The organism is Microbacterium sp. 20-116 (genome assembly GCF_041079415.1).
Lineage (GTDB): Bacteria > Actinomycetota > Actinomycetes > Actinomycetales > Microbacteriaceae > Microbacterium.
This window is the reverse complement of the sequence record NZ_JBFYGP010000006.1, coordinates 55,704-69,595: the sequence shown is the minus strand read 5'-3', so window position 1 is coordinate 69,595 and position 13,892 is coordinate 55,704. Positions and strand designations below refer to the sequence as shown.

The 13,892-nt window shown below is 69.8% G+C and carries 15 protein-coding genes and 1 tRNA gene; 8 read left to right on the top strand and 8 right to left on the bottom strand.

The window, feature by feature from the left end; all coding sequences use genetic code 11:
* Positions 1-4: 4 nt before the first annotated feature.
* On the bottom strand, positions 5-1,879 hold the full coding sequence (gene dnaK, locus AB6V29_RS12365; protein WP_103207881.1) for a molecular chaperone DnaK: 1,875 nt from the start codon (positions 1,877-1,879) through the stop codon (positions 5-7).
* A 142-nt stretch (positions 1,880-2,021) separates the two neighbouring features.
* A complete protein-coding gene (locus AB6V29_RS12360; protein ID WP_369358952.1) occupies positions 2,022-2,789 on the bottom strand; it encodes an SDR family NAD(P)-dependent oxidoreductase in 768 nt (255 codons plus the stop codon).
* 55 nt (positions 2,790-2,844) lie between these two features.
* On the opposite strand from AB6V29_RS12360, the gene AB6V29_RS12355 reads away from it, so the two are divergent.
* Positions 2,845-3,270 (top strand): MarR family winged helix-turn-helix transcriptional regulator, encoded by a 426-nt coding sequence (locus AB6V29_RS12355; protein ID WP_369358949.1) that lies wholly within the window; start codon positions 2,845-2,847, stop codon positions 3,268-3,270.
* A 77-nt stretch (positions 3,271-3,347) separates the two neighbouring features.
* On the opposite strand, the gene AB6V29_RS12350 is transcribed toward AB6V29_RS12355, so the two are convergent.
* Entirely contained in the window at positions 3,348-5,102 is a 1,755-nt protein-coding gene (locus AB6V29_RS12350) for a DEAD/DEAH box helicase (RefSeq protein WP_369358947.1), read from the bottom strand.
* 127 nt (positions 5,103-5,229) lie between these two features.
* On the opposite strand from AB6V29_RS12350, the gene AB6V29_RS12345 reads away from it, so the two are divergent.
* Positions 5,230-6,600, top strand: coding sequence for an MFS transporter (locus AB6V29_RS12345; protein WP_369358945.1), 1,371 nt, complete (start codon positions 5,230-5,232; stop codon positions 6,598-6,600).
* 137 nt (positions 6,601-6,737) lie between these two features.
* Here the strand turns inward: AB6V29_RS12345 and AB6V29_RS12340 are convergent, their stop codons facing one another.
* Positions 6,738-7,259 carry a MarR family winged helix-turn-helix transcriptional regulator gene (locus AB6V29_RS12340; protein ID WP_369358943.1) on the bottom strand — a complete coding sequence of 174 codons (522 nt, stop codon included), beginning with the start codon at positions 7,257-7,259 and terminating at the stop codon, positions 6,738-6,740.
* A gap of 108 nt (positions 7,260-7,367) precedes the next feature.
* Here AB6V29_RS12340 and AB6V29_RS12335 point away from each other — a divergent pair, with 108 nt between their 5' ends.
* Positions 7,368-8,132 (top strand): MarR family winged helix-turn-helix transcriptional regulator, encoded by a 765-nt coding sequence (locus AB6V29_RS12335; RefSeq protein ID WP_369358941.1) that lies wholly within the window; start codon positions 7,368-7,370, stop codon positions 8,130-8,132.
* Positions 8,133-8,190: 58 nt separating this feature from the next.
* Here the strand turns inward: AB6V29_RS12335 and dcd are convergent, their stop codons facing one another.
* Positions 8,191-8,796, bottom strand: coding sequence for a dCTP deaminase (dcd, locus tag AB6V29_RS12330; protein ID WP_210076838.1), 606 nt, complete (start codon positions 8,794-8,796; stop codon positions 8,191-8,193).
* A gap of 237 nt (positions 8,797-9,033) precedes the next feature.
* Between dcd and AB6V29_RS12325 the strand changes: the two genes are divergently transcribed.
* The 3 genes from AB6V29_RS12325 to AB6V29_RS12315 all read left to right on the top strand — a co-directional run bounded on the left by AB6V29_RS12325 (position 9,034) and on the right by AB6V29_RS12315 (position 10,578).
* Positions 9,034-9,107, top strand: a tRNA-Gly gene (locus AB6V29_RS12325).
* A 115-nt stretch (positions 9,108-9,222) separates the two neighbouring features.
* A complete protein-coding gene (locus AB6V29_RS12320) occupies positions 9,223-9,627 on the top strand; it encodes a hypothetical protein (RefSeq protein ID WP_369358940.1) in 405 nt (134 codons plus the stop codon).
* A gap of 279 nt (positions 9,628-9,906) precedes the next feature.
* Positions 9,907-10,578, top strand: coding sequence for a DUF6611 family protein (locus AB6V29_RS12315; protein ID WP_369358938.1), 672 nt, complete (start codon positions 9,907-9,909; stop codon positions 10,576-10,578).
* Here AB6V29_RS12315 and AB6V29_RS12310 read toward each other — a convergent pair.
* Together AB6V29_RS12310 and AB6V29_RS12305 are read right to left on the bottom strand one after the other, a co-directional pair.
* Positions 10,505-11,266, bottom strand: a complete 762-nt coding sequence (locus AB6V29_RS12310) for an SDR family NAD(P)-dependent oxidoreductase (protein ID WP_369358935.1) — start codon at positions 11,264-11,266, stop codon at positions 10,505-10,507. The genes AB6V29_RS12315 and AB6V29_RS12310 overlap by 74 nt on opposite strands.
* 194 nt (positions 11,267-11,460) lie before the next feature.
* Positions 11,461-11,817: a hypothetical protein gene (locus AB6V29_RS12305; RefSeq protein ID WP_210076830.1), complete on the bottom strand. Its 357-nt coding sequence runs from the start codon at positions 11,815-11,817 to the stop codon at positions 11,461-11,463.
* Positions 11,818-11,942: 125 nt separating this feature from the next.
* On the opposite strand from AB6V29_RS12305, the gene AB6V29_RS12300 reads away from it, so the two are divergent.
* Both AB6V29_RS12300 and AB6V29_RS12295 read left to right on the top strand, forming a co-directional pair.
* Positions 11,943-12,527, top strand: coding sequence for a YdeI family protein (locus AB6V29_RS12300; protein ID WP_369358933.1), 585 nt, complete (start codon positions 11,943-11,945; stop codon positions 12,525-12,527).
* Positions 12,528-12,547: 20 nt separating this feature from the next.
* Complete coding sequence (locus AB6V29_RS12295; RefSeq protein ID WP_369358931.1) at positions 12,548-13,252, top strand: SGNH/GDSL hydrolase family protein; 705 nt, start codon at positions 12,548-12,550, stop codon at positions 13,250-13,252.
* On the opposite strand, the gene AB6V29_RS12290 is transcribed toward AB6V29_RS12295, so the two are convergent.
* Positions 13,247-13,870: a Pr6Pr family membrane protein gene (locus AB6V29_RS12290; RefSeq protein ID WP_369358929.1), complete on the bottom strand. Its 624-nt coding sequence runs from the start codon at positions 13,868-13,870 to the stop codon at positions 13,247-13,249. The genes AB6V29_RS12295 and AB6V29_RS12290 overlap by 6 nt on opposite strands.
* Positions 13,871-13,892: the final 22 nt, after the last annotated feature.

The following is a 13,892-nucleotide window of genomic DNA, read 5'->3' as shown; positions in this document are numbered from 1 at the left end:
TCGCTTACTTCTTGTTCTCGTCGGTCGGCTCGTCGTCGACGACCTCGGCGTCGATGACGTCTTCCTCGGGGTTCGGCGTCTCACCGTTGCCGGGCTGACCCACGTTGGGGTCGGCCTGCTCGCCCGCGGCCTGCGAGGAGGCGTAGATGGCCTCGCCGAGCTTGCCCTGGCTGGCGTTCAGCTTGTCGAACGCGGTCTTGACCGCGTCGTCGTCGTCGCCGGCGAGAGCCGTCTTGAGCGCGTCGACATCGCCCTGCACCTCGGTCTTGACCTCGGCGGGGAGCTTGTCCTCGTTCTCCTTGATCAGCTTCTCGATCGAGTACGACAGGGTCTCGGCCTGGTTGCGGGTCTCGGCGGACTCGCGGCGCTTCTTGTCGTCGGCCGCGTTCTCTTCGGCCTCGCGCACCATGCGCTCGATGTCTTCCTTCGGCAGCGACGAACCACCGGTGATGGTCATCGACTGCTCCTTGCCGGTGCCCTTGTCCTTCGCCGAGACGTGCACGATGCCGTTCGCGTCGATGTCGAAGGTGACCTCCACCTGCGGGATGCCGCGGGGGGCCGGGGCGATGCCGGTGAGCTCGAAGGTACCGAGCGGCTTGTTGTCGCGGGTGAACTCGCGCTCGCCCTGGAAGACCTGGATCGCGACCGACGGCTGGTTGTCGTCGGCGGTGGTGAAGGTCTCGCTGCGCTTGGTCGGGATGGCCGTGTTGCGCTCGATGAGCTTGGTCATGATGCCGCCCTTGGTCTCGATGCCGAGGCTCAGGGGGGTGACGTCGATGAGCAGGACGTCCTTGCGCTCGCCCTTGAGGACACCGGCCTGCAGGGCTGCACCCACGGCCACGACCTCGTCGGGGTTCACGCCCTTGTTGGCATCCTTACCCGTCTCCTTCTTGACGAGCTCGGCGACCGCGGGCATGCGGGTCGAGCCGCCGACGAGCACCACGTGGGCGATGTCGTCGACCTTGACGCCGGCCTCGCGGATGACGTCGGAGAAGGGCTTGCGGGTGCGGTCGAGGAGGTCCTTGGTGAGGTCCTCGAACTTCGCGCGGGTGAGGGTCTCGCTGAGCGAGACGGGGCCCGAGTCGGTGAGCGACAGGTACGGCAGGTTGATGCTGGTCGAGGTCGAGCTCGACAGCTCCTTCTTGGCCTGCTCGGCCGCTTCCTTCAGCCGCTGCAGGGCGATCTTGTCGCCCGAGACGTCGACGCCGGTCGTGTCCTTGAACTGCTTGATGAGGTAGTCGACGACGCGCTGGTCCCAGTCGTCTCCACCGAGGCGGTTGTCGCCCGAGGTGGCGCGCACCTGGATGGTCGAGAAGTCGTCGTCCTTGCCCACTTCGAGCAGCGAGACGTCGAACGTTCCACCACCGAGGTCGAAGACGAGGATCAGCTCGTCTTCCTTACCCTTGTCGAGGCCGTACGCGAGGGCTGCCGCGGTGGGCTCGTTGATGATGCGCAGCACGTTGAGGCCCGCGATCTCACCCGCCTCTTTGGTGGCCTGACGCTCGGCGTCGTTGAAGTACGCGGGCACCGTGATGACGGCGTCGGTCACGCTGTCACCGAGGTACTCCTCGGCGTCGCGCTTGAGCTTCTGGAGGATACGGGCCGAGATCTCCTGCGGCGTCCACTTCTTGCCGTCGACGTCGAAGGTCCAGGTGGTGCCCATGTGGCGCTTCACGCTGGAGATGGTGCGGTCGACGTTGGTGACGGCCTGGCGCTTGGCGGTCTCGCCGACGAGCACCTCGCCATCCTTCGTGTAAGCGACGACCGAGGGGGTCGTGCGGAAACCCTCGGCGTTGGCGATGACCTTGGGCTCGCCACCCTCGAGCACGCTCACGACGGAGTTGGTCGTACCGAGGTCGATTCCCACTGCACGGGGCATATGTGTCTCCTTGCTTGTGAGCACGGCCGTTGCCGCACTCGGGGTTCTGGATAAAAGTCTCTGCGCGGGTTGAGCCGCGATGACTCAAGGCTAACGCACGCCCTTCGGGTCGTCAAGAAGAGTTGATATGAATTGGCTCAACTTACGATCCCGCGCCCGAGAAACGCGCCACCGGGAATCGCGTCGCCGAGGCCGCGAAGCGGCGGGCGCCGTCCGCCAAGAGGCGACGGAACTCCTCCGTCGCGGTCGGCCCCGCACCGACCTCGACCTCGCGCGCCTCGAGCCCCGGAAAGACGGCATCACAGAAGTCGTCGACCCCCAGGCCATGAGCCTGCCCGGGCCCCGCCAACCCGGTGGCGACCGCCGGCGGGATGAGCTCCGTCACGGCGACCGGGGTGTCGGCGAGCGCGTGGCGGAGCGTGACCGTCCACCCGTGCAGAGCGGCCTTCATGGCGCTGTAGACGGGCGCGAAGGGTTGCGGAGTGAAGGCCCCGCCCGAGGTGACGTTGACGACCTGCCCAGCCGGGGCCGCGCGCAGCACGGGCAGCAGAAGAGTCGTCAGGTGCACGGGGGCCGCGAACAGCAGGTCGAGTTCGCGCTGCCGCTCGGGCCAGGGGCTGGCATCCTCGGCCACGCTCACGCGCCGCTGGATGCCGGCGTTGTTCACCAGCACATCAAGCCGGCCGTAGCGCTCCACGATGGCGTCGGCGAGCGCGTCTCGACCCTCGGGCGCCTCGAGATCGACGGCGATGCTCGTCGCACCCGGGATGACCTGCGGCACGTCGGCGAGGCGCGCGGAGGGTCGAGCCGCCACGACGACCCGCGCCCCCGCCCCCGCATATCGGCGGGCCAATCCGAGTCCGATTCCTGCGGTTCCTCCGGTGATGAGGGCGATTCGAGATGTTGTCATGTCAACATAGTGTGCGCTTCGTGTTGCTATGTCAACACAGCGGTAGGGTCGACGCATGGCCTCACGACTCGATGACGACGAGATGCGTCGATGGATCGCCTGGAAACGCGCGACTGAGAACGTCTCGGCATCCGTCGCATCCGCGATCGCCGACGCAACCGGCCTTTCCAGCGCCGACTTCTCGGTGCTGACGCGAGTGATCGAAGAGGGGCAGGGCAGCATCCGCCAGCAGCGCCTCTCGGATGAGCTCGGCTGGGAACGCAGCCGCCTCTCGCGGCACCTGGCGCGCATGCACGATCGCGGCCTCGTCGAACGCGGGGGCGATTCGAGCGAGCGCCGGATCACCGCGACCGCTCACGGGCGCGAGCTGACGGCGGTCGCTCGGGCGGCTCATGCCTCGGCGGTGCGTCGAGCCCTCCTCGACATGACCGCACACGGAGCCCCCTTCTGGCCGACCATCGAGAAACTCGGCGGGGCCTGATCCGAGTCTCCACCGCCCGAAGACGACGACGCCCCCGCCACCGGAAGGCAGCAGGGGCGTCGAACGGATGCCGGGGCTCAGTCGCGATCGCGGTCGCGGCGCTGGGGACGGTCGCTGCGCTTGGCGGAGCGACCACCCTGGTCGAGGCGCAGGTCGATCAGCTGACCCGAGATCCGCGTGTCGGCGAGGCGGCCGATCGTGTCGCTCGACAGGTCGACGGGGAGCTCGACGAGCGAGAAGTCCTGGCGGATCTGGATCGCGCCGAAGTCGCCCCGGCGCAGACCCCCCTCGTTCGCGAGGGCGCCGACGATCTGACGCGGCTCGACGCGCTGACGACGACCGACCGCGATGCGGTAGGTGGCGAAGCGGCCGGAGGTGTCGCGGCGCGGGCCGCCATCGCGCGAACCGCCGTCACGCGAACCGCCCTCGCGCGCGGGCCGATCGTTGTCGAAACGCTGCTGACGGAAGGCTTCGGCCTCGAGCAGCAGCGGGGTGTCGCCCTGGGCGACCACGGCGAGAGCTGCGGCCACGTCAGCCTCGGGCACGTCGTGGTGAGCGACGTAGTGGGCCACGACGTCGCGGAACGTCGCGATGGCCGCGGTGTCCTCGAGGGCGGTGGTGATCGCGTCGTCGAAACGGGTCAGGCGCGTGGCGTTGACGTCGTCGACGCTCGGCAGCGACATCTCGGTCAGCGGCTGGCGCGTGGCCTTCTCGATCGCGGTGAGCATGCGGCGCTCGCGCGGGGTGACGAAGCTGATCGCGTCACCGGTGCGACCCGCGCGACCGGTGCGGCCGATGCGGTGCACGTACGACTCGGTGTCGATCGGCAGGTCGTAGTTGACGACGTGGCTGATGCGGTCGACGTCGAGGCCGCGGGCGGCGACGTCGGTGGCGACGAGGATGTCGAGCTTGCCCGACTTCAGCTGGTTGACCGTGCGCTCGCGCTGCACCTGGGCGACGTCGCCGTTGATGGCGGCGGCGGTGTAGCCGCGGGCGCGCAGCTTCTCGGCGACCGTCTCGGTCTCGTTCTTCGTGCGGGTGAAGACGATCATGCCCTCGAAGTTCTCGACCTCGAGGATGCGCGTGAGGGCGTCGATCTTCTGCTGGTACGAGACGATCAGGTAACGCTGCGTGATGTTCGTCGAGGTCGCGGTCTTGGTCTTGACCGTGATCTCTTCGGGATCGTTGAGGTACTGCGCCGAGATGCGGCGGATCTGCGCCGGCATGGTCGCCGAGAACAGCGCGACCTGCTTGGTCGAGGGCGTGTCGGCGAGGATCGTCTCGACGTCTTCGGCGAAGCCCATCTTGAGCATCTCGTCGGCCTCGTCGAGCACGAGGTACTTCAGCTCGCTCAGGTCGAGGGTGCCCTTGTCGAGGTGGTCCATGATGCGACCGGGGGTGCCCACGACGATGTCGACGCCGCGGCGCAGGGCCGACAGCTGCTGGCCGTAGCCCTGACCGCCGTACACGGGGAGCACCGAGACACCCTTGATGTGGGCGGCGTACTTCTCGAACGCCTCGCACACCTGCAGGGCCAGCTCACGGGTGGGAGCGAGCACGAGAGCCTGCGGGTTCTTGTGGCCGGTCTCCATCTGCGACAGCACCGGCAGCGCGAAGGCAGCGGTCTTGCCCGTTCCGGTCTGGGCGAGGCCGACGACGTCGCGACCCTGCAGCAGGACCGGGATCGTGGCCGCCTGGATCGCGGAGGGGGTCTCGTACCCGACGTCCTTCAGGGCCTTGAGCACAGCGGCATCCAGTCCCAGATCGGCGAAGGTGAGCTTTTCGGGGGTGGTCTCTGCCTCAGCGGAGTCGACGGGGGTTTCGGATGCCATGACTCCACGGTAGTCTCCTCCGCGCCCACGCGCGGGCCGGGGTCTAACCTGAACGCGCACGTCGACGACGGCGTGGCCTGATCCCGGCCTTACCGGGTGTTCACCGAAGGGCCCTACCGTGACCCCCATGCCTCCCCCCGCCGCCACCCCGACCGGCGTCTCCGCACGCCGTCCCGTGCTCGCCTGGGCCCTGTGGGACTGGGGCTCCGCGGCCTTCAACGCCGTGGTCACGACCTTCGTCTTCAGCACGTATCTGGCGAGCCAGCTCTTCGTGGACCCCGCGATCGTGGCCGCCGCGGACGGCAACGACAAAGACCCCGCCCTCGTGCGCGCCCTCGCCGACAACGCCACCCTCGTCGGCGTCGCCCTGATGATCGCCGGGATCGTGGTGGCGCTCGTGGCCCCCGTCCTGGGCCAGAGATCCGACGGCACCGGCCGTCGCAAGCTCTGGCTCGGCATCAACACCGGACTCGTGGTGATCGCGATGGCGGCGATGGTGTTCGTCGAGGGCACTCCGCACTTCCTCGTGCTGGGAGCCGCTCTCATCGCGGTCGGCAACGTCTTCTTCGAGTTCGCGAGCGTCAACTACTACGCGATGCTCACCCAGGTCTCGACCCGCGAGAACATCGGCCGCGTCTCCGGCTTCGGGTGGGGCATGGGCTACGTCGGCGGCATCGCGCTGCTGATCCTGCTGCTCGTGCTGTTCATCCAGAGCTTCGGGGATCCGGATGCCGGTGGGCTCCTCGCCGTGACCAAGGACGGCGGTTGGAACATCCGCCTGGCGGTGGTGGCATCCGCCCTCTGGTACGCCGTCTTCGCGATTCCGGTGCTGCTGCGCGTACCCGAGATCCCGGCCCGCGAGCGCCGGGTGAAGGTCAGCTTCTTCCGCTCCTACGTTCTGCTGTGGGCCACGCTGCGATCACTGTGGCGCGACAGCCGACAGGTCCTGGTGTTCCTCGTCGCCAGCGCGGTGTTCCGCGACGGGCTGACGGGCGTCTTCACCTTCGGGGCGATCATCGCCGCGCAGGTCTTCGGGTTCAGCTCGACGCAGGTGCTGTACTTCGCCGTCGCGGCGAACGTCGTCGCCGGTATCAGCACCTTCGCGGCCGGACGCCTGGACGACCGGTTCGGGCCCAAGCGCGTCATCATGGCCTCGCTCATCGGACTCATCGTGCTCGGCAGCGCGGTGTTGTTCATCGGCACCTCGCAGACCGCGTTCTGGATCGTGGGCCTCGGCCTGTGCGCCTTCGTCGGTCCGGTGCAGTCGGCGAGCAGGTCGTTCCTCGCGCGCGTCGCCCCCGAGGGGCGCGAGGGCGAGATCTTCGGCCTCTACGCCACGACCGGTCGCGCCGTGTCGTTCCTCGCTCCGGGCCTGTTCGCGCTGTTCGTCGGGCTGACGGGCGACACGCGCCTCGGCATCCTGGGCATCGTGCTGATCCTCGGCGCGGGGCTGCTGCTGCTGATCCCGGTGAAGGCGAAGCCGGCCGTCATCGCCTGATCCCGCGCCGGCCGAGGTCCGGGGCGCCGGTCGTGTCACATGCTTCGCGCGAGCCCGGCGACCCCGACCGTGCGACCCGTGCGGAGCGCGTGACTGCGTGGCAAAGTGCCGGATGCCGCGAGCTACGCCCCGCGGCCTCAGTCGCGGGGCCAGGAATCGGCGAACTTCGCCAAGAGTCGGGCGAACTCCACGCGCTCGGGGTCGCTGAAGGACTCGAGTGCCGAGCGCACGGCATCCCGCCTTCGTCCCCGGAAACCCGACACGAGCCTCTCGCCCTCGGGAGTGAGGCGCACGCGCGTGCGACGAGCGTCGTCGGGGTCGGGCTCGCGCGCGACCAGACCCATCTGCGCGGCCTGTTGCACGAGGCGCGAGGCCCGCGGCTGGTCGACGCCGACGGCCTCGCCGATCTCGCTGACCGAGAGCGAACCGGATGCCGCGACCAGGGCGTCGAGCATGCGCAGGCGCGCCGGCCCGCCGAAGCGTCCGTGCGAGGGATCGGCGGCCCACGGCGGAGCGCCGCGGCCCCAGGGCCCGCCGTGCCCGCCACCGTGGTCGCCGCGCGGGTGGTGGTGCGCCTCGGCCGGGAACGGCGGCCTCGGGCGTCGTCCGCGCAGGCGCCCGAGGGCGGCGGCGATCTCGTCGGCGGGGTCGGTGGCCATGCGGAAATTTTACATGTCTCTTGACAAGCATCGGGAATACATGTCACAGTACATTTGTTGTCACATGACATGCAATAGCGGATCGACCGCCCACGAAAGGACTCCCCCATGAACACCCCCGCACCTTCTGACCCCCGCAGCCTCGCCCATCGCCTCACGACGGTCGGCCACGCGCTGCACCACCGCCTGTTCGCGCAGTTGCGCGACAGCGACCTGCACCCGAAGACCGTCGCGGTCCTCTCCGTGATCGACGGACGCCTCGACGCCCCGTGGATCAGCGACCGCATCGCCCGCGGCGGCAAGCGCATCAGCGCCCTCGCCGACCGGGGATGGATCGCCCCCGCCGGCGACGGCTGGACGCTCACCGACGAGGGTCGCCAGATCCTCGATCGAGTGGATGCCGACCGCCAGGCGCTTCTCGCCGGAGTTCCCGCCGAAGAGATCGAGCGCCTGACCGCCGCCCTCGACGCGATCTCCGGGGCCCTCGGCCTCGAGGAGGACGCCGGCCCGCGCGGCCCCCGCGGCTTCGGCTTCGGTCCCGGCCCGTTCGGCCCCGGGTCCGGCCGCGGCTTCGGTCCCGGAATGCGCGGCGGCCCCCGCTTCGGCGGCGGCGAGCGCGACCACCGACGCGAAGACGGCGGCAATGCCCACCACGGCTTCGGCCCCCGCCACGGCGGGTACACCGACGGGCACCTCTCCGACGGCGACAGCGCCTCCGACGACTCCGCCCCCGGCACCGCGCCCCGCCACGGGGAGCACGGCCACCGGCACGAGCGCGGACACGGCCGCGGACACCGGGCGGTCGAGCGCGCCTACGAACGCGGTTTCGACGCCGGGTTCACCCGTGGGCGCGAGTCCGCGGCATCCGAGTGATCATCGAGAACACGACGCGGCGGGACCTCCCTCGGGAGCCCGCCGCGTCGTCGTTCGGTCAGCGTCCCGCGGAACCCGCGTCGGTGTAGCCGACGTCGGTGCGGTGGAAGTTCAGCGACGAGCGCGAGGCCGTCGGGCCGCGCTGCCCCTGGTACCGGTTGCCGTAGGGCCCGGAGCCGTACGGGTTCTCGGCCGGCGAGGTGAGCCGGAAGTAGCAGACCTGCCCGATCTTCATCCCGGGCCACAGCTTGATCGGCAGCGTCGCGACGTTCGAGAGCTCGAGAGTGACATGGCCCGAGAACCCGGGGTCGATAAACCCCGCGGTGGAGTGGGTGAGCAGCCCCAGACGCCCGAGCGATGACTTTCCCTCGAGGCGCGCGGCGACGTCGTCGGGCAGACTGACCCGCTCGAACGTCGACCCGAGGGCGAACTCGCCCGGGTGCAGGATGAACGGCTCGTCGGGCTCGACCTCGATGAGACGCGTGAGCTCGGGCTGGTTCTCGGCGGGGTCGATGAAGGGGTACTTGTGGTTGTCGAACAACCGGAAGTAGCGGTCGAGACGCACGTCGACGCTCGAGGGCTGGACCATGGCCGGGTCGAAGGGCTCGAGGCCGAGGCGCTTCGCGTCGAGTTCGGCCCGGATGTCGCGATCGGAGAGCAGCACGGCCCCAGCCTAGAGGCGGGGCACGTGTCACGTCGGTCGGGTTTCGGCGCCGAGGCCGGTGTCGAAACCGCATCCGTTTGTCGAGACCGCGTGCGATGGGCGACGAACGTGTGCGTCCTCGCGAATCTCCCGCGGTCTCGACGGCGCCGACCCCGCGCTCGAATCGCGTGATCATCCCGGATGCCGAGGGATGCCACGCAGACGCTGTTATGCTGGCCGGGCTGCCGCAAGGCGCACGGGGCTGTAGTTCAATGGCAGAACATCTGCTTCCCAAGCAGATAGCGCGGGTTCGATTCCCGTCAGCCCCTCCACAGCCCTCGCGGGCGGCCTCAGGCCGTTTGGGAGGGCTTTGTCTTTCCCCCGTCAACCCCTCCCCCTCGGCCGTTCACCGCGCGGGCAGACTGGACGCGACGAGGGGGAAACGTCATGACAGAGGTCGCGGAACGTCATCCGGATGCTACGGATGATCGAGGCCTGCCGTTCTGGGTGAAGGCGCTCGGATGGCTGCAGGTGGTGGTCATCGCGCTGGCGCTCGTCGCCTTCGTCGTGCTGCAGGGCGTGCAGGCGGCGTCCTCCGGCGTCAATTACGACGCGGCGGCGTTCGCGGTCATCCTCGCGCTCCCGCTGATCATCGTCTGGCAGCAGCAGATCGCGGCTCTGGTCGTCGCGGGTGCGCTCGTCGTCGGCATCGTGCTCGGCGTCCGTTTCCGCCGTGGTCGCATGAGCGTGGGCCAGGCCGTCTGGGGCTACACCCTGCTCGGGTGGACGCTGTTCTGGGTCACGATGTGCGCGTGGGGGTTCGTCCGGCTCCTGTTCGCCTTTCTCGGCTGAGCCCGCGGGCGCGGCATCCGAGGGGGACTTTCCACAGGGCTAGGAAACTCCGGAGACGACCGGCGCCGCGGAATTACGCGTGTGTAGTTTCGAACACGTTAACGAATCCGGGCCTTATCCACACGTGTTTGCACAGGCTGCGACAGTTTCCACACACGCTCTCCACAAAGTTATCCACAGCTGTGGAGACAGTCGTTCGCCCGTGTCGACGAGTCGACGGGGCGCATGGATATCGTCAGGATCCTTCCCGCGCCGATGCGTCGAGCGCAGCATCGTCGTGTGCGAACGAACAACGGCTTCCCCTTTCACGCGAGCGGAACCTGGGGCTTCTACGAACGGCGACTGAGCGGTCACGGGCTCGTCGTCGAGCACCTGCGGGTGCTCCCCCCGGACGGCAGGCCCGAAGAGCGACTCGTGTGGAACGCGGCGGTGATCTGGCCCTACGTCGGCCTCTTCTGCGGCATCGCCGCGGCCGCCGCCGCGCATCACACCAGCTCCGTCGCGGCAAGCGTGGCACTCGGCGCCGTCGTGTGGCTCGTGCCGTGGGCCTGGCTGGCATGGAGAAGCCGCCCCTTCGCGCGGCGCGTCCGCGAGTCCTGGCGGATCAGCGGTGCCGGGACGTGGATGGTCGCCCCCTCGCCGCTCCGCGATCACGCCGAACGTCTCGCCGACGCCGGTCGACGGGCCGCCTTCGATCGGACACACCGACACGTGACGCTCACCTGGGGCGACGTCTACGCGGCGCTCGCGGCGCAGGCGGAACCCGCCTCGACAGCCCTCGTCGTGCACACCCCCGCGGCGGAGCCCCGCGTCGTCCATGAGAGCCGCCGCCCTCGGCCCCGACCCGCCGCTCGCTTCCTCCCGCGCGGGACCGGCCTCACGTCCTCAGGTGCGACGCCCCGTTCAGATCGAGCACCGCACCCGACGCCCACTGCGAACCCGGCGAACTGAGGTACACCACGGCATCCGCCACCTCTTCGGGAGTGGCGACGCGACCGAAGGGACTTTGATCCCGGATGCCGTCGCCCGCCGCTCCGGCCAGCTTCTCCTGCTGCCGGTCGGTGCCGACGAACCCGGGAGCGACGCTCGTGACCGCGATGCCATGCGGAGCGAGCGCCACCGCGAGGGACTGCCCCATCGCGTGCAGCCCCGCCTTCGCCGCCCCGTAGGCCGGGAACTCCGGCTCGCCACGGAAGGCGCCGCGCGAGCCCACGTTCACGATCGACCCCGGGAGCCCCCGTTCGATGAGGGAGCGCGCGACGAGGAAGGCCAGGTTGGCGGGCGCCTGCAGATCGACCTGGACCATGCGTTCCCAGGTGCGGTGCCAGGTGGCGTAGTCGACGGTCGCGATGGGGTGCGAAGTCGAGGGGCCGGGCGCGAGGGCCGCGTTGTTGACGAGGACGTCGATGCGTCCGAACGCGTGGAGGACGTCGTCGACGATGCGTTCCGCGGTCTCCGAGTCGGAGACGTCTCCTCCCACGAGGACGTGCCCCTCACCGTGCAGCAGCGCGAGGGTCTCGTCGGCAGCCGAGAGGTCCTGACCGTAGTGGACGGCGGCCCGATCGCCGCGGGCGCTCAGCGCGACGGCGATCGCGCGCCCGATTCCGCGTGAGGCGCCGGTGACCAGAGAGTGCAGCATGCACCCATCCTCCCGGTGCCGAGCGTTCGGGCGGCTCCACGAAACGGCGGGCCGCCCGAACTGTCCGGGGCTCACGCATCGAGGCGATGAACCGGTCGCGTCCGATGCGGATGGCCCACGCTACGTCCGAGCGCGGCCGGCGAGGCGGGCTTGACGAGCTCCCCCCCGCGGGTGCGGGGCCCGGTCGTCTGGGCTCAGGCGCGGGTGAAGCCGTCGAGGTCGGGGTCCCAGAAGGCGTCGGGGTTCGCATCGTCGCCCGGCTGCTCGACCGCGATGGCCGGTGCCTGCGGAAAACGCTTGTGCTGGCGCAGCTCTTCGGCCGCCCACGAGAAGTCGGGCTCCTGACCTTCCCAGTCGGCCGGGGCGCTGAGCACGTCGTTGCCGACGCCGATGACAAGCTCGGCCTCTTCTTCGCCGCCTTCGGTGACGATCGGGATGCTCACCGCCTCCGCCTGCCCTTCGGCGGCGATCGACGCGGTGAGCTGCACGAGCGCCTCCGCCACGTCATCGGTCGTGGTCACGGTCTCACCGGCATAGGTCACACTGCGCATTCAGCGATGTTCTCCTCTCGAGCGCATCGGAGGGGGCCGGTTGCCCCGGGGCGCGCGCTCCGATAGGGCGCTCGTGTCGGAGGTCCGCGCTAGGGTCCGGTGAGCCCGCCGAGAGGATCACGATCATGACCGAAGCCCCCGAGCTGATCGTCGACGACGCCGCGCGCTGGCGATCGTGGCTCGACGCCCACGAAGACACCAGCGATGGTGTGTGGCTGGTGCTCGCGAAGAAGGGCACGACCTCGCCCACGTCCCTCACCTACGCCCAGGCCCTCGACGAGGCCCTCTGCAGCGGGTGGATCGACGGGCGAAAGCAGTCCCGGGATGCCGACACCTTCCGACAGCACTTCACCCCGCGCCGCGCCCGATCGATGTGGTCGAAGCGGAACGTCGATCACGTCGCCCGCCTGACGGACAAGGGGCGCATGCGGCCCCGCGGGGCCGACGAGATCGCACGCGCTCACGCCGACGGCCGCTGGGAGCGCGCGTACGAGGGCTCCGCGGCGATCGAGGTACCGGCCGATCTGCGCGCGGCGCTGGACGCCGCCCCTGCGGCCGCGCGCGCTTTCGACGCCCTGACGAAGACCGAGCGCTACTCCGTCCTGCACCCCGTGGTCACGGCCGCGACGCCGGCCACCCGAGCGGCGCGGATCGCTCGCCACGTCGAACGCCTCTCCGCAGAATCGGCTCCCCCGACCCCCGAGCACTGAGGGCCGCCGAGAATGGGCTCATGCGCGCGCGACGATTCCTCAGCCTGATCGCCACGGCATCCCTCCTCCTCATCGTCTCGGGGTGCGCAGCCCCGGCCGAGGCGCCGGCCCCCGCCACACCGGCCCCCGCGGCGACCGGCCCGGTCGTGTCGTTCTACGGAGACTCGTACACGCGCGGCACGGGCGCGAGCGCCACCGACAAGCGCTGGTCGACGATCATCTCGGCCGAGCGCGGGTGGCAGGAGATCAACCGGAGCGAGAACGGACTGGGGTTCGTCAACCGCCGCGCCTCGATGGGACCGGGCCTCGACGACATCCCCGCCCAGGTCATCGCCGACGATCCCGACCTCGTTTTCGTCACGATGGGCCTGAACGACAACTTCAGCTACGACCGCGCGGCCGACCGCATCCGCGAGACGATCGACAGCGACCTGGAGCGCCTGCGCGAGGGCGTGCCCGACGCGCGCATCGTCGTCGTCGAGCCCTTCTGGTACACCGCCGACCGCCCGGCATCGGTCGACGTCATCGCGGGCTGGGTCGAAGACGCCGCCGCGCGGATCGGCGCCGACCACATCGCGGGGGCCAGCCACTGGCTCGACGGCCACTACGCCGATTCGCCCGACAGCTGGATGGCCGGCGACGGCTTGCACCCGAACGACACCGGGTACGCGTACCTGGCGGAGCGGATGGATGCCGCGCTGGGCGCCCTCGATCCGCCCCTATGACCGCGACGCTCGCGAAATCCGCCGTCGGCTGAGCGCCCAGACCCCCGCCGCCGCGACGAGAAGCAGAGCCAGGATGCCGACGATGTGCAGCACCAGCGAAGCGAGGCCGCGCTCGGGCAGCAGGAAGCCGTAGGGAACCCACCCGTCGGTCGCCCCGCGCACGAGGACGACGGTGATCCAGAGCAGCGGGTACGGCAGTACCCACCAGAGGTGCCGCCACGCGAGCCGGGGCCGGTCGCGAGCCGTCGCGATGTCAAGGACGACGATGACCGGGAACACGACGTGCAACACCGCACTGACCCACGGCGGGGCAGACCCCGTTCCGGGCACCAGAGCGTTGTAGACGACTCCGACCACGATCAGACAGGCCGCGCCGATCGCCCACGCGAGAGCGAGCGGGAACAGCAGGGCTCGATTCGCCAGGCCGATTCCTCCGACGGCGATCAGCACGAGCGCCGTCAGACTGCTCGTCTGATTGGTGAAGTATCCGAAGTAGTCGAGGGGGTTGGCGTCGCCCGCCGCGATCCGCAGCACGTAGGCGAACAGCACCACGACGAGCACGATCGCGCCGGCGACGACGCGAGCGAAGGAACGCACGGTTGCCGGGTGGGAAGTCACCCCGTGACGCTACCGTGCGCGC

Coding starts and splice junctions, on each gene's coding strand:
- AB6V29_RS12300 (WP_369358933.1), top strand. CDS start 11,943: ATGACCGAAGCCCCCGAGCTGATCGTCGACGACGCCGCGCGCTGGCGA.
- AB6V29_RS12320 (WP_369358940.1), top strand. CDS start 9,223: ATGACAGAGGTCGCGGAACGTCATCCGGATGCTACGGATGATCGAGGC.
- AB6V29_RS12350 (WP_369358947.1), bottom strand. CDS start 5,102: ATGGCATCCGAAACCCCCGTCGACTCCGCTGAGGCAGAGACCACCCCC.
- AB6V29_RS12360 (WP_369358952.1), bottom strand. CDS start 2,789: ATGACAACATCTCGAATCGCCCTCATCACCGGAGGAACCGCAGGAATC.
- dnaK (WP_103207881.1), bottom strand. CDS start 1,879: ATGCCCCGTGCAGTGGGAATCGACCTCGGTACGACCAACTCCGTCGTG.
- AB6V29_RS12340 (WP_369358943.1), bottom strand. CDS start 7,259: ATGGCCACCGACCCCGCCGACGAGATCGCCGCCGCCCTCGGGCGCCTG.
- AB6V29_RS12355 (WP_369358949.1), top strand. CDS start 2,845: ATGGCCTCACGACTCGATGACGACGAGATGCGTCGATGGATCGCCTGG.
- AB6V29_RS12295 (WP_369358931.1), top strand. CDS start 12,548: ATGCGCGCGCGACGATTCCTCAGCCTGATCGCCACGGCATCCCTCCTC.
- AB6V29_RS12335 (WP_369358941.1), top strand. CDS start 7,368: ATGAACACCCCCGCACCTTCTGACCCCCGCAGCCTCGCCCATCGCCTC.
- AB6V29_RS12305 (WP_210076830.1), bottom strand. CDS start 11,817: ATGCGCAGTGTGACCTATGCCGGTGAGACCGTGACCACGACCGATGAC.
- AB6V29_RS12310 (WP_369358935.1), bottom strand. CDS start 11,266: ATGCTGCACTCTCTGGTCACCGGCGCCTCACGCGGAATCGGGCGCGCG.
- AB6V29_RS12345 (WP_369358945.1), top strand. CDS start 5,230: ATGCCTCCCCCCGCCGCCACCCCGACCGGCGTCTCCGCACGCCGTCCC.